This is a genomic window from Corynebacterium sp. MSK150 (assembly GCF_030229215.1).
Taxonomy (GTDB): domain Bacteria; phylum Actinomycetota; class Actinomycetes; order Mycobacteriales; family Mycobacteriaceae; genus Corynebacterium.
In genome coordinates this window covers 54,410-75,014 of record NZ_JASPHM010000014.1, presented here as the reverse complement: position 1 = coordinate 75,014, position 20,605 = coordinate 54,410, and the positions used below count along the sequence as shown (strand labels likewise).

At 61.9% G+C, this 20,605-nt stretch carries 17 protein-coding genes, 1 tRNA gene and 1 other RNA gene; 16 read left to right on the top strand and 3 right to left on the bottom strand.

The window, feature by feature from the left end:
• Nucleotides 1-20 precede the first annotated feature (20 nt).
• On the bottom strand, nt 21-560 hold the full coding sequence (locus QP941_RS09545) for a hypothetical protein (RefSeq protein ID WP_284868777.1): 540 nt from the start codon (nt 558-560) through the stop codon (nt 21-23).
• Nucleotides 561-680: 120 nt separating this feature from the next.
• Between QP941_RS09545 and QP941_RS09540 the strand changes: the two genes are divergently transcribed.
• The 9 genes from QP941_RS09540 (at nt 681) to tgt (ending at nt 12,336) form a co-directional block, all read left to right on the top strand.
• The gene (locus QP941_RS09540) at nt 681-2,564 is read left to right on the top strand and encodes an HtaA domain-containing protein (RefSeq protein ID WP_284868776.1); all 1,884 of its coding nucleotides are present in this window, start codon (nt 681-683) and stop codon (nt 2,562-2,564) included.
• A gap of 10 nt (nt 2,565-2,574) precedes the next feature.
• On the top strand, nt 2,575-3,621 hold the full coding sequence (locus tag QP941_RS09535; RefSeq protein WP_284868775.1) for a heme/hemin ABC transporter substrate-binding protein: 1,047 nt from the start codon (nt 2,575-2,577) through the stop codon (nt 3,619-3,621).
• Nucleotides 3,602-4,651 (top strand): FecCD family ABC transporter permease, encoded by a 1,050-nt coding sequence (locus QP941_RS09530; protein WP_502869212.1) that lies wholly within the window; start codon nt 3,602-3,604, stop codon nt 4,649-4,651. Before QP941_RS09535 ends, QP941_RS09530 begins: the two co-directional genes overlap by 20 nt.
• Nucleotides 4,651-5,427 (top strand): heme ABC transporter ATP-binding protein, encoded by a 777-nt coding sequence (locus tag QP941_RS09525; protein ID WP_284868773.1) that lies wholly within the window; start codon nt 4,651-4,653, stop codon nt 5,425-5,427. Before QP941_RS09530 ends, QP941_RS09525 begins: the two co-directional genes overlap by 1 nt.
• A 10-nt stretch (nt 5,428-5,437) precedes the next feature.
• Nucleotides 5,438-6,487 carry an HtaA domain-containing protein gene (locus tag QP941_RS09520; RefSeq protein ID WP_284868772.1) on the top strand — a complete coding sequence of 350 codons (1,050 nt, stop codon included), beginning with the start codon at nt 5,438-5,440 and terminating at the stop codon, nt 6,485-6,487.
• 177 nt (nt 6,488-6,664) lie between these two features.
• Entirely contained in the window at nt 6,665-7,306 is a 642-nt protein-coding gene (locus QP941_RS09515; RefSeq protein WP_284868771.1) for a biliverdin-producing heme oxygenase, read from the top strand.
• An 86-nt stretch (nt 7,307-7,392) separates the two neighbouring features.
• Nucleotides 7,393-8,253, top strand: coding sequence for an HtaA domain-containing protein (locus tag QP941_RS09510; protein WP_238800675.1), 861 nt, complete (start codon nt 7,393-7,395; stop codon nt 8,251-8,253).
• 229 nt (nt 8,254-8,482) lie between these two features.
• Entirely contained in the window at nt 8,483-11,089 is a 2,607-nt protein-coding gene (locus QP941_RS09505) for an MMPL family transporter (RefSeq protein WP_284868770.1), read from the top strand.
• A gap of 2 nt (nt 11,090-11,091) precedes the next feature.
• The gene (gene tgt, locus QP941_RS09500; RefSeq protein WP_284868769.1) at nt 11,092-12,336 is read left to right on the top strand and encodes a tRNA guanosine(34) transglycosylase Tgt; all 1,245 of its coding nucleotides are present in this window, start codon (nt 11,092-11,094) and stop codon (nt 12,334-12,336) included.
• Here the strand turns inward: tgt and QP941_RS09495 are convergent.
• On the bottom strand, nt 12,321-12,995 hold the full coding sequence (locus tag QP941_RS09495) for a queuosine precursor transporter (RefSeq protein WP_502869211.1): 675 nt from the start codon (nt 12,993-12,995) through the stop codon (nt 12,321-12,323). The genes tgt and QP941_RS09495 overlap by 16 nt on opposite strands.
• Before the next feature lie 33 nt (nt 12,996-13,028).
• Between QP941_RS09495 and gluQRS the strand changes: the two genes are divergently transcribed.
• The 3 genes from gluQRS to QP941_RS09480 are packed head-to-tail and all read left to right on the top strand — an operon-like array spanning nt 13,029 to nt 15,860.
• Nucleotides 13,029-13,922, top strand: a complete 894-nt coding sequence (gene gluQRS, locus QP941_RS09490) for a tRNA glutamyl-Q(34) synthetase GluQRS (RefSeq protein WP_086588626.1) — start codon at nt 13,029-13,031, stop codon at nt 13,920-13,922.
• Nucleotides 13,923-13,933: 11 nt separating this feature from the next.
• On the top strand, nt 13,934-15,514 hold the full coding sequence (locus tag QP941_RS09485; RefSeq protein WP_284868767.1) for a cation:proton antiporter: 1,581 nt from the start codon (nt 13,934-13,936) through the stop codon (nt 15,512-15,514).
• A 10-nt stretch (nt 15,515-15,524) separates the two neighbouring features.
• A complete protein-coding gene (locus QP941_RS09480) occupies nt 15,525-15,860 on the top strand; it encodes a hypothetical protein (protein ID WP_284868766.1) in 336 nt (111 codons plus the stop codon).
• 88 nt (nt 15,861-15,948) lie between these two features.
• Here QP941_RS09480 and QP941_RS09475 read toward each other — a convergent pair.
• Nucleotides 15,949-16,037: transfer RNA gene (locus tag QP941_RS09475), tRNA-Ser, on the bottom strand.
• A 178-nt stretch (nt 16,038-16,215) separates the two neighbouring features.
• On the opposite strand from QP941_RS09475, the gene ffs reads away from it, so the two are divergent.
• From ffs to QP941_RS09455, 4 genes are all read left to right on the top strand, one after another.
• An RNA gene (gene ffs, locus QP941_RS09470) (signal recognition particle sRNA small type) lies at nt 16,216-16,314 on the top strand.
• Between the two features lie 60 nt (nt 16,315-16,374).
• Nucleotides 16,375-17,646, top strand: a complete 1,272-nt coding sequence (locus tag QP941_RS09465; protein ID WP_284868765.1) for an aspartate aminotransferase type Ic — start codon at nt 16,375-16,377, stop codon at nt 17,644-17,646.
• Nucleotides 17,600-18,190 carry a hypothetical protein gene (locus tag QP941_RS09460; protein WP_284868764.1) on the top strand — a complete coding sequence of 197 codons (591 nt, stop codon included), beginning with the start codon at nt 17,600-17,602 and terminating at the stop codon, nt 18,188-18,190. Before QP941_RS09465 ends, QP941_RS09460 begins: the two co-directional genes overlap by 47 nt.
• An 18-nt stretch (nt 18,191-18,208) precedes the next feature.
• Nucleotides 18,209-20,584, top strand: a complete 2,376-nt coding sequence (locus tag QP941_RS09455) for a DNA polymerase III subunit gamma and tau (RefSeq protein WP_284868763.1) — start codon at nt 18,209-18,211, stop codon at nt 20,582-20,584.
• Nucleotides 20,585-20,605: the final 21 nt, after the last annotated feature.

The following is a 20,605-nucleotide window of genomic DNA, read 5'->3' as shown; positions in this document are numbered from 1 at the left end:
AGCGTATATTTGACGTTAACTCAAAGGTCAGAGCCTAAAAATCCCCGTTTCCAGACACACTTTCTGACCCTTAACCCGCTTTGGGGCGCTGGGGTAGCTAACGCGTCTTGCTTTGCGCGTGCAGACCGCGCGCGGCGGCGCTGCAGGGTGGGGAGGAACCACGTTGCGATGGCCGCGATGACAGTAATAATGCCCGCGCTCCACGCGAGGTATTTCACGGGCGTAAACCACCACGCCAGGGCCGCGACTACTGCGATGAGGATCCATACGACGGGCACGAGGAAGCTGGGTTGTTCGGCCCACGGTTCCCGTGGGAATCGGCTACGGGCCTCTGCGCGGATGCGGCGTGGCGTTTTACGGGCAAGTACCAAGGAACAGGCGACCACGAAGGCCAAGCCGATACCGGCGATGAGCAGGTTGCCGCTTACGCCGCCGAACATAAATACGCCGACGGAAAGAGCTAAGGACAAGCGTTCACCGAACGTGAGTGGGAAGTTCTGTGTGGGATCCACATCTGGATAGATGCTGGTGAAGATGTCTTTGCGGGGGTCGTTTTGCATTCTTTGCCTCTTATAGGGGTGGTTTATTGACAATCAGAAGGAGCTAGGTAAGGATACACTTACCTAACTAAGGCAAGCGTAGCCTATTTCATTTCTAGACACGAAAACAAGGTTTTCAATATGATTGGAAAACTGTGGAAGCCGGCGTTCGGCAGCATCGTCGCCGCTTTTCTCGTCGCGGCATTCGCCCCACTTTTGTCATCTGCTCCAGTGGCCCACGCAGATGAATCCTGCACATGGAAGTGGGGTATCAAGCAATCATTCCGGAGCTACGTCAAGGGCAATATCGCCCACGGTGGATGGGGTGCCAATGGCATTGGCTTTACAGGCGACGAACAGGGCGATGGTGCGTTCGTCTTTGCCCCAGGAAAGCCCGATGCGTCTGGTGGAAACGTCACGATTCCGTTCAATGGAACGCTGAGCTTTACCGGCCACGATGGGGTCTTGGACATGACGATGTCGGACTTCAAGGTCAAGGCCTCTGGAAAGCAAGCACAGATTTCCGTGGACTACGTCTCCTATGAGATGAACCGCCAAGACCTCAGCCGCGGTAAAAAGATCCAAGGCAATGATGAGGTAATCGCCACCATTAATCTGGCCAACCCCGTCGAAGATGGTGCCGGGAAGGTTGATTTGTCTGGATCTACCGCTCTGACCTCCGGCGGGGCCAAGCTATTTACCGGCTTCTACCAGCCGGGCGAAGCCTTAGATCCGTCCTCCGGCAGCATTGCGCTCGACGGCTCGTGCGTTGGATCCGGTTCTGGCTCCGGTTCCGGTGGGGAGCGCCCATTGACCTCCATTACGGGTTCCTTCACGGGCTTTAACAAGGAAGCTATGGACATCCTGTCTGAAACCAATGACACGATGAACGGGATTACTACGTTTATGGGCAATACCCAGGCGTTCCTGGATGAGTTGGAGTCTTTCAATAACCGGGGTGGATCGAACTCGAATTCGGGTGGTTCTACTTCGGGTACGTCGAACTCCACTGGAGGAAACTCGGCTTCTACTAACTCTGCATCGGGAAATTCATCACCGAGCAACTCTGGTTCGCGTGGAGGCGGCGGTGCCTCAGGTGCTGGCAAAACAGCGGCTTCTGGTCCTGCGCACTCTGGATCTGCGAGCTCTGGCGCCCCGAGCTCAGGTAATTCGGGCGAGGGAGGATCTGGCGGGGACGGTGCCGTCTGTGAGGCTACTGGTGTTACTCAAGCCACCGCTCAGTGGGGTTTAAAGAAATCCTTCCAGTCCTATATCACCGGATCCATTGCCCAGGGCCGATGGGATCTCTCTGGTGTTGGCTATGACAATGGGCGTTTCCAATTCACGGGTAACTCCGGTGCCGTAAAAGATGGCGCGGGCTCCGTGCAATATGGCGGAAGCATGCAGTTCACCGGGCACCACGGCAAGCTGGACCTCAACATCGCCAACCTGGAAATCACCTTTAACGGCAATTCTGGCGAGCTTATCGCTGACGTGCGCTCTTCCAATATGGAAGGGAAGAAGAAAGACTTTGGACGCACTGTTATTGGCACCTTGAACTTTAAATCCCTCGACATCGGCACGGACACCGTGTCCGGTGAAGCTGCGGTATCGCTTTCTGAAGCCGGTTCCCAGGCACTCGCTGAGTTCTATGAACCAGGCACCCAGCTGGACCCGTTGAGCTTCCACGCCACCTTGGGTGGAAGCGCTGATTGCGGCGCCGTATCAGGTGGTGGAGGCTCTAGCTCCCGTTCTGGATCCGGCGGATCCGGTGGATCTGGCGCAGGCGGAAACGGAAAGGGAACCCCTAGTTCCAAAGGCGGCGCTCATGCCGGGGCCGGGGATCCAGTGCTAGCCGGTGACTCGGGGCAGGGATACGAGGACGGATCGAACAAATTCAAGGTCAAGTCCGCGACGTCTCCCGGCGGGAGCCTAGATAATCCGACCGCCTATCTACTGCTCTTCATCGTCGGATTGATCATCGCCGGTGGCTCCACCAGCCGGCTTGTCATGAACAACTCTTAGAAAGATTGCCGTGAAACTCGTTCTTCGTTTCCTCGTACCATTCCTGTGCATCTTCAGTCTTACCGCGTGCGGTGTGCAGGGAAGCTATACCGATCAGCTACCGGATCCCGCTGATCTCTCGGATCCCAGGTCTTTTGAAGGTGTCAGTGACGTCAAAGGTTTTGACGAAATCGAACCGGTCACTGATAAGGCAGAGCCGGCGCTTCCGGTGGAGCTTACCGATGCCGATGGTAACGACGTTACCGTCACCGATGCCTCCCGCATCCTGGCTTTGGATATCTATGGCACCTACACCAATACCCTTAGCGGCTTGGGGCTTGCGGATAATATCGTCGGTCGCACAGTTTCTTCTACCGAGCCCAACCTGGCGGATCTCCCGGTGGTGACCGAAGGTGGCCACAACATCAACGTGGAGGCGGTGCTGGAGCTGCAGCCGACGCTCGTCATTGCAGACCATTCCATTGGCCCGCGCGATGCCATCGATCAAATCCGCGCGGCGGGTGTCACCACCGTGGTGATGGAACCTGAGCGCACGATCGATTCGGTGGGTGAGGACATCACCACGCTTGGCGATGCCCTCGGCCTGCCCGATGAAGCACGCGAGCTGGCGGATCGTTCCACCAAGGAAATCGACGAGGTAAAGGAAGCCATCAAGAAGTTGGTTCCCGATGATCCAATGCGCATGGCGTTCCTTTACGCACGCGGAAACGGTGGCGTCTTCTTCATCATGGGTGATGGTACCGGTGCGCAAGATCTGATTGAAGGCATTGGCGGTGTGGATCTGGCTGCAGAAAACAACCTTTCCTATGCGGAACCCGCTAATGCTGAGGCGCTGGCGCGCATCAATCCAGAGGTGATCATCATGATGACCAATGGCCTGGAATCCACCGGCGGAATTGACGGCTTGCTGGAGCGGCCCGGCGTTGCTCAAACCACCGCCGGCCAAAAGAAGCGCATCGTGACCATTCCGGACGGCCAGTCGTTGGCATTTGGTCCCATGACTGGGCAAACGCTGATGAAGCTAGCAAAGGCTGTGTATGACCCGGACAATGAGTGAGGACCCGGACACCTTCGCGCGCCGACGCACGCAGCGCACTTGGGTATTCGTACTGCTGGGGATCCTCATCGTTGTCGCGGCGATCATCTCCGTCGTGCTGGGGCAATACTATGTACCGCTGTCTGATCTCTTTCCCATTTTGGCAGCTGGCCACGGGGAGGATTCCTTGACCGCAAGCGTGGTGTGGGACATCCGCCTACCGCGTTTGGTCTTGGGGCTCGTGGTGGGCGCGGCCTTGGGCGTTGCCGGCACGCTGATGCAGGCGGTATTTGCCAACCCCTTGGCAGAACCCTCCATTATTGGCGTTACCTCCGGTGCGGGCGTTGGTTCGGCCGTGATCATCGTCTTTAATATCGAGTTCTTCGGTACCTTTACCGTTCCCGCTGCGGCCTTCCTGACCGCGCTGCTGGTTACCTTCATTATCTATCAGCTTGCGCGCCACAACGGACGGGTGGCCGTGGTGCACCTGATTCTCACCGGCGTCGCCATCAATGCGGTATGCAACGCCATTATCTCTTTCATGGTGTACCTAGCGCCGACCGCCAACCGTGAAGCGATCATCTTCTGGCAGATGGGCTCCCTCAACGGCTCACAGTGGAAACACCTGTGGGCGGTACTGCCCATCGTGATGGTTGGTCTCGCAGTGGCCTTGCGCCTGGGTAAGCAGTTAGACGTCCTCGCGCTCGGCGAGCGCGCCGCCGCGCATACCGGTGTGAACGTGCCGCGGCTGCGCATCGTGGCGATCGTGGCATCGGCAGTGTTGACTGCAGCGGCCGTTTCCTTCGCCGGCCTCATTGGCTTTGTGGGACTTATCGTTCCCCACCTGCTGCGCAGCATCGTCGGACCAGAAAACCGCATCCTGCTGCCGGCTTCCGCCCTTGGCGGTGCTGTGCTCATTGGTTTCGCTGACGTGGCAGCGCGCACGATGATTCCTTTTGCGGATCTTCCCATCGGCATTTTCACCGCGCTGGTGGGCGGTCCCACGTTCTTCATCCTGCTACGGCGCATGATGCGCAAAGGAGTGCACTGATGATAAACGTCAAAGACTTAACTGTTCGCGTGGGGGAGCACACCCTGGTGGACCAAGTGTCCTTTACCGCCCAAGCGGGCGAAGTTACGGGGCTTATCGGCCCGAACGGCGCCGGTAAATCCACCGTACTTGCCGCCGTCGCCGGAGACTTCGACTATTCCGGCGAGATCACCGTGGGTGGGCTATCGCCCAAGGCGCCAGCGCGAGAGCTCGCGCGCACGCGTGCGGTGATGCTCCAGGACGTCTCGGTTTCCTTCGAATTCCTCGTCCGCGATGTCGTTGCGATGGGGCGCCGCCCGTGGGAAGGAACTGCCTACGCAGACCTTGACGATGACTTTATTGACGCCGCCCTCGATACCGCCGGCGTCGCGCACTTAGCAGGCCGAGACATCAGCACGCTGTCTGGCGGTGAGCGCGCCCGCACGGCCTTCGCACGTGTGCTTGCCCAAAATACCCCGGTTATCTTGCTCGATGAGCCAACGGCCGCGCTGGATATCCGGCACCAAGAACAACTGTTGGGCTCAGTAAAAGCCCTTGCCCGCGAGGCAGGCGTCGCCGTCCTCGTGGTGCTGCATGACCTCAATGCGGCAGCAGCATATTGTGATCATCTCGTATGCCTGGCGTGCGGGGGATTAGCAGCCCAAGGGCGCGTAGATGAGGTCTTTACCAGTCCTACCTTGTCTCAAGTGTATGGCTGGCCGATATCCGTCGAGGGGCTGCGGGTACACCCGCAGCGTGCAACGCCCACCATCAACCCACTCTTCTCACACAAATAGGAGGATTTCCATGTTTAAGAAAGTAGTGGTCACCGCTCTCGCGGCGACCGCACTCACCGTGCCACACGCTTCTGCGGAAGAAACCTGCACCATCGAATCCGGTTCTTTGAACTGGGGAATTAAGTACTCGTGGCGTTCCTACCTCAAAACCGGTTTCGCTGCTGGTGATTGGTCCACTAGTGGCCCAGTGACGCAAACCGGTGATCCTAAGGGGAAGGATTTCTCTTTCGGCTTCGAGGTCGATCCTGAAACCTCTACGGTAATGGTGGATGAGGAGGGCAATGTGGTGTCGTCCAATATCGAAAGCAAAGACTCCTCGATTACGTTCACCGGTCACCACGGCGCTCTACATTCCACGGTTGTGGCACCTTTCATCAAGACCTCCGGTAATAAAGCCCATCTCGGTTCCGGCTACGAGGTCTATCACGTAGAGGGTAAGAATATGCTTCAATACACCAAGGACGACCACATCGACGCCAATAAGCGCACCGGGGATGGGATCTTTGGCCACGGCACGGCGCAATGGACCAAGGAGGGCGATACACTCACCCTTTCCGCCAGCGATGTGCGGTACAAAGAGCAGCAGGGAACAAGAGATGGAAAAGTTGAGGGCGTAGACCAACTTTTCATGGGCATGTATAGCTCGGAGAACAAGCCTGAGCTTGATGACGTCCACCTAACCCTCAAGGTTTCCTCTGGTTGTGGCCAGAAGAAGGAAGAAATGCCGCAGGATCAGGAAAAGCCGCAGAATGAGCCTGCTCCGGAGCCGACGGTAGCTTCGCCGGAAAAGGAAGAGAAGCCACAGAGTCAGCCACCAGCGACCTCGCAGACCCCGGCACCGCCGAAGAAGCCGGAGACCCCAAAGAGTCCTGAATCTTCGGAGTCTAAGAAGCCGGGAACTGATAAGCCAGAGAAGGACACTCCCTCCGGTTCTAGCTTTGCCAAGGTGTGGAACTATATCTTGGGCGTAGCAACCATTGGCAGCATGTTTGCCATTCTTGGGCAGGCCTTTATAAAATCAGGCGCCCTTGAGAGCGTTCGTGCTCTTCTCCACCGGTAATAGGGGTTAGCTAAGTGCGCCGTGCCGGCAGCCACATTCTAATACCGTGAGCACTGTTGGCGGGGGTGGGGAGTTAGTTCTTTTGGTTGATTTCTCCCCACAAGCCTTGTAAATAAGGATTGCCTAACCTTACTTTTATATCTATAGATTAGGTAAGCCTTACTTTGGAGGAAGTCAGTGACTGTGACACTCAAGAAACCATTATCCGTCGCATTGCGCGAGGAGACCGCCCACGCTCACGAGAACGCGGAGGGTTCTGCGTTTATGCAGCGGCTCATGTCGGGCCAGCTGAGCGCTGAGGCCGCAGCCGATTTGAGCGGCCAGCTGTGGTTTGTTTATGAGTCTCTGGAGCATGCAGTCCGCAGTGTGGCGCATACTCCAATCGCCGGTGCGGTGGCTGATCCACGCCTTGAGCGGCGCTTCGCTCTGGAGGCGGATTTGGCGACGCTCGTCGGTAGCGACTGGCGCGAAAAGATCCGAATCCTGCCGGCCACGGCATCTTACGTTGCCCGCCTAGAAGAGGTATCCGGCAGTGCGGCAGAAGTGGTAGCCCACCACTATGTTCGGTATCTCGGTGATATCTCCGGCGGCCAGGTGATTGCCGCGCGCCTCGGCACGCTTTATGACATCGAACCGGATGCACTGAACTTTTATGACTTCAGTGCCATCGGCAAGATTCCGCCGTACCGCAAGGGCTATCGCGAACGCCTAGACAGTCTCATGCTGACTGCGGAGCAGTGCGAGGCATTGCTCTCGGAGGCGCAGCGCGCATTCGCTTTCAACTCGGGAATCTTCGCCGAGCTTGATAAGCGACACTGATTTACTTTTTCTAATTTTCCAATTAAGGTAAGGCTAGCCTAATATTTTAGGCGAAGCTTCACCACTGCTCTCAAGAGGAGAAATTCATGAAAACAACATCCGTCATCGCCGTTGGAGCGGTTGCGCTCGGCGCCGTCACCGCACCGGTAGCCTCTGCCGATGAGGCTCCGGCTGATGTCCCCGCCGTGGAATCCGGCCAATTGAACTGGCCCATCAAGGAATCCTTCATTCACCACGTGGACACCAACCCGCTTGCCAAAGGCATAATCAATACCACCGACGGCGCGGAGAAGGTAGGAAAGGACTTCACCTTCCCAGTCGATGCGGCCTACACCACGCTGGATGCTGAGGGAAACGGCACTATTGGCACTCAGGGATCCGTGCAGATTCAAGGCTATCCAGGCTTCGGCCCTAATGGTTCCTACGGCGTCGATCTCACATTCTCGGATATCAAGGTAGAAGTAGCAGGCCAAAACGCCACCATCACCGCGGATTATAAACTTACGGGCGCCTCGGGCCCGCTTAAGAACAAGCCGGTTGAATTGTCTGGCGATGACGCCGCAATCTCTACCTTCACGCTTACTGAGCCCTTGGTGCCGGAAACCGGCAAGTCCTACGCCACAACTGATGCCCCCACCTCGCTGACCCAGACGGGCTCCGACATTTTCTTGGGAAAGTACCCGGTGGGGCAGCCGCTTGACGATGCCAACTCTGATCTCACCGTGGCATTCGACGGTGCCTCCGAAAACGCTGAACCATCTGACCATGGGGCCCCAGAAAAGAAGCCTTCGGGCGACAACGCTGCAGCCGATGGCTCTTCTTTCCACGGTTCTTCGTTCGGCAAACTAGGCGAGACCATCGCTGCTGTTGTCGAGCGGGTAAAGAAAATTAGCGCCTTCTTCTCTGACCTCGTTCTTCCCGGCCTGAGTTTGTCGAAGTACGTTTAGACAGCGAGCGTTCTCTCGCGGCAGAATTATCTACGCCGCTCCGCCGTGGCCACCCGATCGAGTCCTTGACTGCATCGGGTGGCCACGTTTCTTTTTGGCCCGCTGCCTTGGCATCGTCTGTGAATACGGGCTGCCCGGCGGCTAAATTATAGGGGATTAGAGGGTATGGCCACTACACTAGGGCAAAGTTCAACCTGTCCCCCACGCGAATGCGAAGGTACATCTACCCGTGGCTAAACTGCTTTATCGTCTTGGGCGCTGGTCTTTCCTCCATAAGTGGAAGGTCATCGTGGCATGGCTGCTGCTGCTCGCCGCCGTCGGCGGTGCCGCCGCCTTGCTGATGAAACCGATGACGAGCGAGTTCTCCATCAAGGGAACCCCGTCCATCGACGCCACCTACAAGACCATGGACCTCTTCCCAGAGGGCGGCAACCCTGCCAACTCGCCCTCTGTCAACGTGGTCTTCAAGGCCCCAGACGGCCAGAAGCTTTCTGATCCCGCCAACCGCGAGGCCATCGACGCCACCATCTCCTACCTCGAGGACAACCTAGAGATGGGCGATACCACGCGCTTTGGCAACCCGCTTGAGGTCTCGCCTCGCCTGCAGGACCAGGTGATCCACCAGTTCACGGATATGGGGCTGCCGGAAGCATCCGCCCGTGCGGACGCGGACAACCTCGCCATGGTCAATGATGACGAGACCATTGCCTATACCACCTTCAATTTCGACGCCGAGTCGCCCTATAGCGTGGAGCAGGCCGACAAAGACACCGTTACCGAGGCAATGAACATTGCCCGCGACCGCGGCCTCACGGTAGAAGGCAATGGTGCCGGCTTCGGCGATGAAATCGCGGTCAATTCCACTTCTGAGATCATCGGCCTCGGCGTTGCCTTTATCGTGCTCATCTTTACCTTCGGCTCCCTGGTTGCTTCGGGTATGCCTTTGGTGTCCGCCGTCATCGGCGTGGGACTAGGCGCGCTGGGTATGTTCATCGCCACCCACTGGATTGAGCTCAATAATATGACCCCGGTCCTGGCCATCATGATTGGCCTTGCCGTGGGCATTGACTATGCACTGTTTATCCTTTCCCGCTACCGTGCCGAGCGCCGCCGCATGGATGGGCCCGATGCCGCAGGCATGGCGGTGGGAACCGCCGGCTCCTCCGTGGTCTTTGCCGGCGCGACCGTCTTTACTGCGCTCTTCGCGCTCCTCATTGCGCGCATTGGCTTCCTGACGGCCATGGGCTTGGCTGCCGCCGGCACCGTCGCCATCGCCGTATTGGTGTCGCTTACGCTCATCCCCGCGATGCTCGGCTTGCTGGGCGATAAGGCCTTCAATGGCCGCATCCCCGGCGTGGCCGGCAACCCGACCCGTAAGGGCAAGCGCCGCCGTGGTCCCACCATGGGCAACCGCTGGGTGCGCCTGGTCCAGAAGGTCCCCGGCCTGGCCATGGCGTTGGTTGTGCTCTCCCTGGGCGCGATGACCGCGCCGGTGCTCCACATGGAGCTCGCCCTTCCGGCCGATACCACCTCCAATCCCGATACCACCCAGCGCAAGGCCGCCGACATCATGTCCGAGGGCTTCGGCCCCGGCGTCAACGGCCCCTTCCTCGCCGTGGTCGATGCCCATACGGTCAACGCGGATGCCGGCGCCCTCGCCCCGCTTGTCGACGCCCAATCCCAGCCCGAACCAGCCCCCGCGCCCGCCCCCGCACCAGACGAGGAGGCCACGCCCGAGGACGCTGCACCAGAGGGCGCTGCACCGGAAGACGTGGCACCGGAAGACGTAGCCCCTGAGCAGCCGCAGTCGGACCAGCCCGAGGCCGAGCCGGAAATCGCCCCGGTCGCTGAGGTTGTAGATACCGCGGAAGGCGATGCGGACAATGCCTCGCCGGAGGACAAGGCCGCACTCGCGTCCTTCCTGTATGCCGCGGACCAGCTCAAGGGCCTGGGTGGCGTCAAACACGCGCAGATAGTCGGCCTCAGCGAGGACAAGCGCGCCGCACAGATCATGGTCACGCCAGACACCGCGCCGACTGATGCCGCGACGGTCAACGTTGCGCACGCGCTGCGCTCGGCCACCAGCGAGATCGAGGATGCCACCGGCACCGACATCGGCTTGACCGGCCTGACCGCGGTACAGCTCGATATCACCGAGCGCCTCGAGGAAGCCATGGCGCCGTACCTGGCCATCGTCGTGGGCCTGGCCATCGTGCTGCTGCTTTTGGTCTTCCGCTCCATCCTGGTGCCGCTGGTTGCGGGCCTGGGCTTCCTGCTGTCCGTCGGCGGTGCCTTCGGCCTGACCGTCCTGGTCTGGCAGGAAGGCCTGTGGGACCTAGTCCCCGCGCCGGGCCCGCTGATTTCCTTCATGCCGATCTTCCTCATCGGCGTGACCTTCGGCCTTGCGATGGACTACCAGGTCTTCCTCGTCACCCGCATGCGCGAGCATATCTCGCGGCATCCGGAGGGCACCGGCGGGCGATATAGCGCCGTCGACGAGGCCACCATCACCGGCTTTACCCAAGGCGCCCGCGTGGTGACGGCCGCGGCCATTATTATGATTTCGGTCTTCGTGGCCTTTATTAACCAGCCGCTGCCTTTCATTCAGATCTTTGGCTTTGCCCTGGCCGCCGGCGTGCTTTTCGACGCCTTCTTTATCCGCATGACCCTCGTCCCCGCCACCATGTTCCTCATGGGCCGCACGACGTGGTGGATGCCGAAGTGGTTGGAGAAGATTCTGCCCACCCTGGATATCGAAGGCACCGCCCTGGAAGAAGAATGGGAAGCTAAACACGCCACCCCAGCCCCTATCCCCGCAGATGAGGAAGAAGAATAGAAATGGACTTGAGCTTCGACGTCGGCAAGCGCCTGCCCGAAGGCCCCGGCAAGCACGGCCGCAGCGGTGTCATCCACACTCCGCACGGTGATATTCACACCCCGGCCTTCATCCCAGTGGCCACCAAAGCCACGGTCAAGACGCTTACCCCGGAACAAATTCGCTCCACTGGTGCGCAGGCCATCTTGTCGAATGCGTACCACCTCTACCTGCAGCCGGGCCACGATATCGTGGATGAGGCCGGCGGCGTGGCCGAGTTTGAAAACTGGCACGGCCCGACCTACACCGACTCCGGCGGATTCCAGGTCATGTCGCTGGGCGTGGGCTTCAAAAAGGTCCTTGCGATGGACGTTGCGGATCTCAGCGATAAGGACATCCGCGCCGCTAAGAAGGAACGCATGGCGCAGGTGGACGAGGACGGCGTGGATTTTAAATCCGTCATCGACGGCTCCAAGCACCGCTTTACCCCCGAGAAGTCCATGCAGATCCAGCACGGGCTGGGCGCAGACATCATGTTCGCCTTCGACGAGCTAACCACGCTGGTTGATACGCGCACCTACCAGGAGGAATCCGTCGCGCGCACGCACCGCTGGGCCAAGCGCTGCCTGGATGAGCACGATCGCCTCACCCGCGAGCGCGCCCACCGCCCGAAGCAGTCGCTGTGGGGTGTGGTCCAAGGCGCGCAGTATGAGGATCTGCGCCGCCAAGCCACCCGCGGCCTGCTCGACCTCGACTGCGCCGCCCGCGAGGACGGCAAGCGTGGCTTCGGCGGCTTCGGCATCGGCGGCGCGCTGGAAAAGGAAAACCTGGGCACCATCGTCGGCTGGGTCTGCGATGAGCTACCCGAGGACAAGCCGCGCCACCTGCTCGGCATCTCCGAGCCGGACGATATCTTCACCGCCGTCGAGGCCGGCGCCGATACCTTCGACTGTGTGGCGCCCACTCGTCTGGCGCGCCGCGGCGGCGTCTACACTCTCGACGGCCGCATGAACCTTACCAATGCGCGCTTCAAACGGGACTTTGCCGGCGTCGACGAGGAATTCGGCGGATACGTATCCGAGAATTACTCCCGCGCATACCTGCACCACCTGCTCAAGGCGAAGGAATTCCTCGCCGGCACGCTGTGCACCATCCACAACGTGGAGTTCATGATTCGCCTGGTGGATAATATCCGCGCCGCCATCGACGGCGGCTACTACGAGGCCTACCGCGATGAATTCCTCGGCCGGTACTACGCCGGCAAGTAGTCCTCGCGCTTCTTCACCCACTTAATGACCGCGGCCGTCACCGGCAGCATGACGGCCTCCATCAGGGTCTTCCACACAAAGCCCACGATGACGTAATTGATAAATCCGCCCACGGTGTCTACGCCGATGACCGGTGCGGCGATGGCGCAAAAGAGCAGCGTATCGCCGAACTCGCCCACCACAGTGGAGGCGATAAGGCGCGCAAAGAGGCCCTTTTCGCCCGAGCGCTTCTTCATCGCGGTCAACGTCCAGGCATTCAGCAGCTGGCCCACCAGGTAGCCGGCCAGCGAAGCGGCCAGGATCTGCGGCATCAGGCCAAGGGTGGCGGCGAAGGCCTCCTGGCCCTCGTAGAAATCAGCCGCCGGCAGCCAGATGGCGATATAGAAACACACGGCCGCCAGGATGGCCATCGCGAAGCCGATGTAGACCGCGCGCCGGGTGGACTTGAAGCCATAGCACTCCGAGAGCACATCGCCGACGATATAGGCCAGCGGGAAGAGGAAGAAGGCGCCGTCGGTGACCAGCGGGCCGAGCTGCACGCCCTTGGTGGCGTTGATATTAGAAATCAGGAAGGTCACCACAAACACGGTGACCAGCCAGGGGTAGAGGGTGGAGCGGACGGGAATGAAGCGCACCTCAGTGCCGTTCGATTTTTCCATGCCCGCCATTGTGCCAGCCCGTAGACTGTGGGCATGAATTCCGCGACCACCGGCGCCGGCCGTTACGCGCCCAGTCCCTCCGGCGATCTGCACTTTGGCAACCTCCGCACGGCGCTTCTGGCGTGGCTTTTCGCCCGGTCGACGGGCAGGCGCTTTGTGGTGCGCGTGGAGGACATCGATAAGCAGCGCTCCTCCCAGGAATCGGCCGAGCGCCAGCTGGCGGATCTGCGCGCGCTCGGGCTGGACTGGGACGGCGAGGTCATCTACCAGCACGACCGCGATGCCGCCTATGAGCAGGCCCTGGCCCAGCTGCCCACCTACGAGTGCTATTGCTCCCGCAAGGATATCCGTGAGGCCTCCCGCGCCCCGCACGCCATTCCCGGCCAGTACCCGGGCACCTGCCGCAACCTCACCGAGGACCAGCGCGCGGCCAAGCGCGCCGAGCTTGCGGCCCAGAATCGCCAGCCCGCCCTTCGCCTGCTTGCCGACGTCCCCACATTCACCATCCACGACGCCCTCCACGGGACCTATACGGGCGACGTCGATGACTTCATCCTGCGCCGCGGCGGCCAAGACACCGGCTGGGCCTATAACCTGGCCGTCGTCGTCGATGATGCCTACCAAGGCATCGACCAGGTGGTCCGCGGCGATGATCTGCTCTCCTCCGCGCCGCGCCAGGCCTACCTCGCCTCGCTGCTTGGCATCGAACCGCCGGAGTATATCCACGTCCCGCTCGTGCTCAATGCATCCGGCGAGCGCCTAGCCAAGCGCGATGGGGCAGTGACCATGCGGGAGATGGGGGAGGAGGGGGACGTCGTCAAGCACCTGGCGGCCTCGCTGGGGTACGAAGCTCACAGTGCCGCGGAGCTGCTCGCGCAATTCGCGCCCGATCGACTCAGCCCTGAGCCTTATATCTGGCGGGGGTAAAATCTGGGCCCATGGACGTTCTTCTGGTGCTCATTGGGCTCATGCTGCTGACCGTGTTCGTCGTCGCCATCGGTGACAAGATTGGGCTGCCGTGGCCGGCCCTGCTGACGATCATTACTGCCTGCGCGGTTTTCGTGCCGGGCCTGCCCCAGTTCGAGCCGCCCACCGAGCTCATCCTGCCCATCTTCCTGCCGCCGCTGCTGTGGGCGCTGGCCCGGCGCACCTCGTGGGGTGTTATCCGCGAGCAATGGGTGACCATCTTGAGCCTGTCCGTGCTGCTGGTGGTCGCCACCACGCTGGCCGTTGGCTTCACGGCCTATGCCTTCCTGCCCGGCATCAGCCTGGCCGCGGCCATCCTTATCGGTGCGGCCATCGCCCCGCCGGACCCCGTTGCCGTTGACGCCGTGGCCGAGCCCGCCGGCATCCCTCGCCGCATCATCACCACCTTGCAGACCGAGGGCTTGTTTAACGACGCCGCTTCTATCGTCGCCTTCAATCTCGCGCTGACGGCCGTGACCCAAGGCGATGAGCTCTCCTTCGGCGGCGGCGTGCTCAACTTCTTCTACTCCGCATTCGTCGCGGGCGGCCTCGGCTGGGGCGTCGGCCGGCTGGTGGCGCTGTTTATCACCCACGTCCACGACGTCACCGCGCGCAACGCGTTGACCTGGGTGACGCCGTTTGCGGTCTACCTCATCTCGGAGGAACTCGGCGCCTCCGGCGTTATCGCCGTGGTCATAGCGGCCGTGGAGCTTAATTCCCGTGCCGATATCCAGGCCGAGGACCGCCTGTCCGGCCAGGCCTTCTGGGAGACCATCGAGCTGCTCTTTACCGGCGTGGCCTTCGGGCTCATTGGCCTGACGGTCAATACCGCCATCGGCGAAGTGGGCTCGGACCTGTGGCACTCCGTGTTGGTGGGCGTCATCTTGTCCCTTGTGGCCTTCGTCGTCCGCTTGGTGTGGATGTACATCTATTACCGCATCAACGTCTCCCGCGGCCGCCCGCGCGTGGCGCCGCTGCGCCTGCAGGAGGTGCTGCTGATGACGTGGTCCGGCATGCGCGGCCTCGTCACCCTGGCGCTGGTTTTGTCCATCCCGGCCGGCGTGTTCAGCTTTCACCACGAGCTGGCGGTCATTGCACTGACCGTCTTGCTGGTCACGATGGTGGTGCCCGGCCTGCTGCTGCCGTGGCTGATGGAGCGCCTTGACCTTACGGAAGCCTCCCAGATTGCCAGCGATAAGATGCGCGCCGCCGTGGTGAGTCGCGCGCGTGCGGCCAGCATCGAGGCCCTGTCGCACTTCCGGCCGGACGGCCACATTACTGCCGACGCCGAAAAGGTCGACCCCGAAATTTCCGCCAACGTTATCAAGTGGTTCGAGGACCGGCTGGGCGATGGCGAGGATGTCTCCGATGATTCCCGCGTACAGCGCGCCTGGCAGGCCCGCCATGTGGCGTTGGAGGCCCGCCGGACTGCCCTGGTGGCCGCACAGGAGGAGCTGCTACGCATGCGCGGCTACCGGGCCTATAACCCGGCCATTGTGGACGAGGTGCTCGAGGAAATTGACCGCATGGTCTTGGGCACCAAGCGCCACTAGGCTGGGCGGCATGGATCCCTTCGATTATGCGCAGCTTGAGGACGCGCTGGATTACCTCTACGACTTCCTTGATCAGGACCTAGCGGACTGCGTGCGCGCCGAGCGCGAATTCGTTCCGGCCGGGCTGGAGGGCCTGCTTGCCGACGACTCCCTCGACGACTACGTCTGGCTCTGGATCAAGGACCCAGGCCCGAACGGATTCCGGCAATACCTGCGCGATGGCGGCTATTCCGAGGCCGAGGTCTCCCAGGCTTTCCTCTGGGCGCGCACTGAGTGGGGGATGAATACGCCGCCGCACGTCGCGTGGCTGAAGGCGGATGGCTACGAGCCGCCGGTCATCGATTAGGGGTAGCGGCGTCGGCAAGCGCGGTCGCGCGCCCGTATACAACAAAAATCCCGGCTCCGTGCGGTGAAGCAGGAGCCGGGATTTCCTTTGGCGGAGGATGTGGGATTTGAACCCACGAGGGGCGTGAACCCCGCACGCGTTCCAGGCGTGTGACATAGGCCGCTAGTCGAATCCTCCGAGAAGAAACATTAGCAGCCGTGGCAATTATTTTACCAATCGCCAGGTCAGAGACTATTTCTGGCGATCTAAAGCCGTTTGTGTTGGATGGTCCTTGGGTTGCGCGCCGGTGGGCGGTGGTCGCCCGTGCGGCCGGAGGTCCATTTGGCTAAACCGGCGCGCGGGCGTTAAAGTATGGGACAGGATTCCGCGTGGCGTCCATCCTCTGAACTCCCCCAGGGCAGGAATGCAGCAAGGGTCAGGAGGCTCTGGCGGGTGCGCGGGGTCCCCTTTTTGTATGGCGTGCGTTACTATTGGGGGCTAAAAGTCGCCCTATACATGGAAGGTAGACATACGCATGTCGCTTCTTACTTTGGAATCGTCCGAACTCGCGAAGCTCGCCGCCCAGGTCCGTAAGGACTACGAGGATCTTAAGGCTAAGGGCCTGAAATTGGACCTGACCCGCGGCAAGCCGGCGAAGGCGCAGCTGGACCTCTCCAACGATCTCCTCGCTTTGCCCGGCCTAGGCCATTACACCGACGCGGCCGGAAACGACCTGCGTAACTACGGCAACCAAAAGGGCATCAAAGAACTGCGCGATATCTGGGGCAAGCTGACCAACATGGACCCAGAGCTGCTGGTTGCCGCAGACTCGTCCTCGCTGAACATCATGTTCGACCTGATTTCTTGGGCGTTTCTCTTCGGCACCAATGATTCCGTGAAGCCGTGGAGCAAGGAAGAAAAGCTCAAGTGGATTTGCCCGGTGCCGGGCTACGACCGTCACTTTGCCATCACGGAGCAGTTCGGCTTCGAGCTGGTCACGGTGCCAATGGAGGAGGACGGGCCGGATGTAGAGGCCGTCGAAAAGCTGGTGGCGGATCCGGCAGTCAAGGGCATGTGGGTAGTGCCGATGTTCGCTAACCCCACCGGCGCTGTGATTTCTGAAGACAAGGCCCGCCGCCTCGCCCGCATGGAGGCCGGCGCGCCGGATTTCCGCATCGTGTGGGATAACGCCTACGCCGTGCACACCCTGACTGAGGACTTCCCGGAAATCCTGCCGATTCTGGATATCGCTGCGGAAGAAGGCAACCCGAACCGCTTCTGGGCCATGTCCTCTACCTCGAAGATCACCTTCGCGGGCGCGGGCGTGGGCTTCTTCGGCACCTCGGAGGACAACCTCGAGTGGTACCTGGAGCACGCGGGCATCCGCGGCATCGGCCCCAATAAGATTAACCAGCTGGCGCACCACGAGTTCTTCGGCTCCGCCGAGGGCGTGCGCGCGGTGATGCGCCGCCACGCCGCGCTGATTAAGCCCAAGTTCGATGCCGTGCTGCGCATCCTGGACAAGCGCCTCGGCGAGTACGAGGTGGCGCAGTGGACCACCCCGAAGGGCGGCTACTTCATCTCCCTCGACGTCGTCGACGGCACCGCCAACCGCGTCTGGGAGCTCGCGCGCGATGCCGGCATCCTGCTCACTCAGGCCGGATCCGCCTTCCCTTATGGTCAGGACGATAACGACCGCAATATCCGCCTCGCCCCAACCCTGCCGCCGCAGGAAGAGGTCGAGGCCGCGATGGACGGCGTTGCCACCTGCGTCCTGCTCGCCGCCGTGGAGAAGCTGGGGGCCTAATATCAACGCCGACGAGTCTGCCCTGTGGCTGAGCGAGATTATCCCGGCGCCGCTGGAGTTCCGCTACGTCGATAAGCGCCGGCTAGGCCTTGCCTCGCTTGCCGACGCCCAATCGCTCGCCCTTACCACCACCTTCAACACCACCGACACCGGCCTGCAAAGCCAGGACGACGGCACCGATGTGCGCTGCGAGCTGTTGACGGTGGCGCGTGCCGGGCAGCCCGAGGTGGCCGCCGCCATCAACGCCGCGGCTGACACCTTCGAAAAGGCCGGCGGCCTGCTGCCGGCGCAGCCGGGCGTGATGCTGCCGTCCATCCTTGACGTCCCAGATATCACCGTGCACCACGGACTGTTCATCGCGCCGTACCTGTGGGGCGGGCAAACCCCGCAGTTTCGCGAGGAGGGCCGCCTGACCCTCATCTTGCAGCTGCTCATGCTGACGGATTCGGAATATGCGTTTGGGGTAGAAGAGGGCGTCGGCAAGCTGCAGGGAGCGGTGGCCGAGCAGGGCATTGACCTGCTGGACTGGTCGCGCGAGGGTTAGCCGGTAAACTGGCTAACCGTGGCTTTATACCGGAAATATCGTCCAGCAACGTTCGCGGAGGTCGTGGGCCAAGAGCAGGTCACCACGCCGCTATCCGCCGCCCTTGATGCAGGGCGCATCAACCACGCCTACCTCTTTTCCGGCCCGCGCGGCTGCGGCAAGACCTCCTCGGCGCGGATTATGGCCCGCTCGCTCAACTGCGAGCACGGGCCGACCTCGACGCCGTGCGGCAAATGCGATTCCTGCGTCTCCCTCGCCCCCGGCGGCCCCGGCAACCTGGACGTGACGGAGCTCGACGCCGCCTCGCACAACGGCGTGGAGGACATGCGCGAGCTGCGCGACCGCGCCTACTACGCTCCGGCCGAATCGCGCTACCGCATCTTCATCATTGACGAGGCGCATATGATCTCGCCCTCCGGTGCGAACGCACTGCTCAAGGTCGTGGAGGAGCCGCCCGAGCACGTCATTTTCATCTTCGCGACCACGGAGCCGGAGAAAATCATCGGCACCATTCGCTCGCGTACCCACCACTATCCCTTCCGCCTGTTGACCCCGCCGGCCATGAAGGGCTTGCTGCAGCGCACCGTTGCGGCCGAAGGCGTGCAGGTCGAAGACGCCGTGTACCCCATGGTCATTGAGGCGGGCGGCGGTTCCCCGCGCGATACTTTGTCTCTGCTGGACCAGCTGCTGGCCGGCGCCGGGCCCGATGGCCTGACCTATGACCTTGCCCGGCCGCTTTTGGGTGTCACCGATGTCTCGCTGCTTGACGACGCCATCGAAACCCTCGCTAACCAAGACAAACCCGGCCTCTTCGCGATGGTCGACCACGTCATCGAGGCCGGCCACGACCCGCGCCGTTTCGCCGTCGATTTGCTCGACCGTTTGCGCGATTTGATGATCTTGCAGGCCGTGCCCGGCGCCATCGAGGCCGGCCTCGTCTCCGCGCCTACCGACCGCGCCTCCGTGCTCACCGCCCAGGCGCAGCGCTTTTCCGGCCCGCAGCTGACTTACCTGGCCTCCACGGTCAACGATCGCATCAGCGACCTTACCGGCGCGACCTCGCCGCGCCTGCTGCTGGAAATCATGTGCGCGCATCTGCTTATCGGGTCCACCGGTCCGGCTGCTTCCGCGCCAGCACCCGCAGCGGCTACCGCCCCCGCTGCCAACGCTGCCGCGGTCTCGCCCGCGCCGGCTGGCCCTGCGACCCCGGGCGGTGCTCCCGCGGCCAACTCTGCCGTCGCCGGTGCTCAAGACCCCCAGTCCGCCGCTGCTGCTATCATCGCTCGCCGCCGCGCCAAGTCCCAGGAGCAGCAGGCTTCTACCCCTTCTTCTGCTCCAACCTCTGCACCGGCCGCTCAGCCGCAACCGCAGGTCCCGTCCCAACCGGAATCGCAACCGGATGCGCAGCCGAAGGCGCAACCCGAGCAGCCGGCAGCCGCCGAGGCGCACAGCACGCAGAAGCCTCAGAACCAAGAGCCGCAGCCGAAACCGCAGCAGCAAGAGGCTGGGGACCCGTGGCAGCGTGAGCGGAAAATCCCGCAGGCAGAGGTGCCCGAGCAGCAATCGGCGCAGTCGGCGCAGAGCGAGGCGCCGCACTCAGCGCCGACTCAGGAGAAGCATCGCGAGCCACTAGAGAAGCCCGTACCGTCCCGCGCGGAGGAATCTGCCCAGGAAACCAAGCCGGAGTCTGGGGCGGAGTCTGGCGCAGAGAAGGCGTCGGAAATGGCGCAGCCGCAGGCGGCGGAGGAGCCGGCGGGCGACTTCGCAGAGGCCGTGAGGGAGAAATGGGTGGCGTTGAGGGGGAGCGTCGGAAAGCGGAATAAGGTGGCCGAAATTATGCTGGCCGAAGCCCGCGTGCTTGGCTTCCGCGATGGCACCCTGACGCTGGGACACACCACCGGCGCGCTGGCCGAGCGCATCAACGCGCCCGCCAATAACGCCGTCATCGTGGAGGTGCTCAAGGAGGAGTTCCAGCGCGATGTGGCCGTGACCTGTGTGGTGGGCACCGACCCGAAGACCGCCGGTTTCGATGCCCCGCGGCCGCCGCAGCGCAAAGAAGCGTGGAAGCCTAATCCGCCGGCGCGCGAGCCTGCCGACGACCAGGAGGCGGAGAGTAAACCGGAAAGCGCGCCCGGGTGGCGCTCGCGCATCGCACGGGCGACGCAGGCTGCCAAGCAGCGCGATGAATCACAGTTCAGCAACGGCGTGCCGCTGCCGCCCGAGCCTGAGCCGGATTTTGCCGCTCCGCCCGAGGAGCCGCCGGCCTACACCCGCGACGACGAAGAGCGCGACATGATGGAGGCCGCGCAGTCGACCGGCGAGATGGATCATCGCAGCGCTACCGAGGTAGCTATGGAGCTGCTGGAGCGCGAGCTGGGCGCCCGGCGTGCCTAACCCAGCGAGCACGGTACACTC

Bases quoted from the DNA above. Each gene is read 5' to 3' on its own strand.
- QP941_RS09520 (WP_284868772.1), top strand. From the start codon at position 5,438: ATGTTTAAGAAAGTAGTGGTCACCGCTCTCGCGGCGACCGCACTCACC.
- QP941_RS09540 (WP_284868776.1), top strand. From the start codon at position 681: ATGATTGGAAAACTGTGGAAGCCGGCGTTCGGCAGCATCGTCGCCGCT.
- QP941_RS09495 (WP_502869211.1), bottom strand. From the start codon at position 12,995: ATGGAAAAATCGAACGGCACTGAGGTGCGCTTCATTCCCGTCCGCTCC.
- QP941_RS09525 (WP_284868773.1), top strand. From the start codon at position 4,651: ATGATAAACGTCAAAGACTTAACTGTTCGCGTGGGGGAGCACACCCTG.
- gluQRS (WP_086588626.1), top strand. From the start codon at position 13,029: ATGAATTCCGCGACCACCGGCGCCGGCCGTTACGCGCCCAGTCCCTCC.
- QP941_RS09510 (WP_238800675.1), top strand. From the start codon at position 7,393: ATGAAAACAACATCCGTCATCGCCGTTGGAGCGGTTGCGCTCGGCGCC.
- QP941_RS09465 (WP_284868765.1), top strand. From the start codon at position 16,375: ATGTCGCTTCTTACTTTGGAATCGTCCGAACTCGCGAAGCTCGCCGCC.
- QP941_RS09480 (WP_284868766.1), top strand. From the start codon at position 15,525: ATGGATCCCTTCGATTATGCGCAGCTTGAGGACGCGCTGGATTACCTC.
- QP941_RS09545 (WP_284868777.1), bottom strand. From the start codon at position 560: ATGCAAAACGACCCCCGCAAAGACATCTTCACCAGCATCTATCCAGAT.
- tgt (WP_284868769.1), top strand. From the start codon at position 11,092: ATGGACTTGAGCTTCGACGTCGGCAAGCGCCTGCCCGAAGGCCCCGGC.
- QP941_RS09485 (WP_284868767.1), top strand. From the start codon at position 13,934: ATGGACGTTCTTCTGGTGCTCATTGGGCTCATGCTGCTGACCGTGTTC.
- QP941_RS09530 (WP_502869212.1), top strand. From the start codon at position 3,602: ATGACCCGGACAATGAGTGAGGACCCGGACACCTTCGCGCGCCGACGC.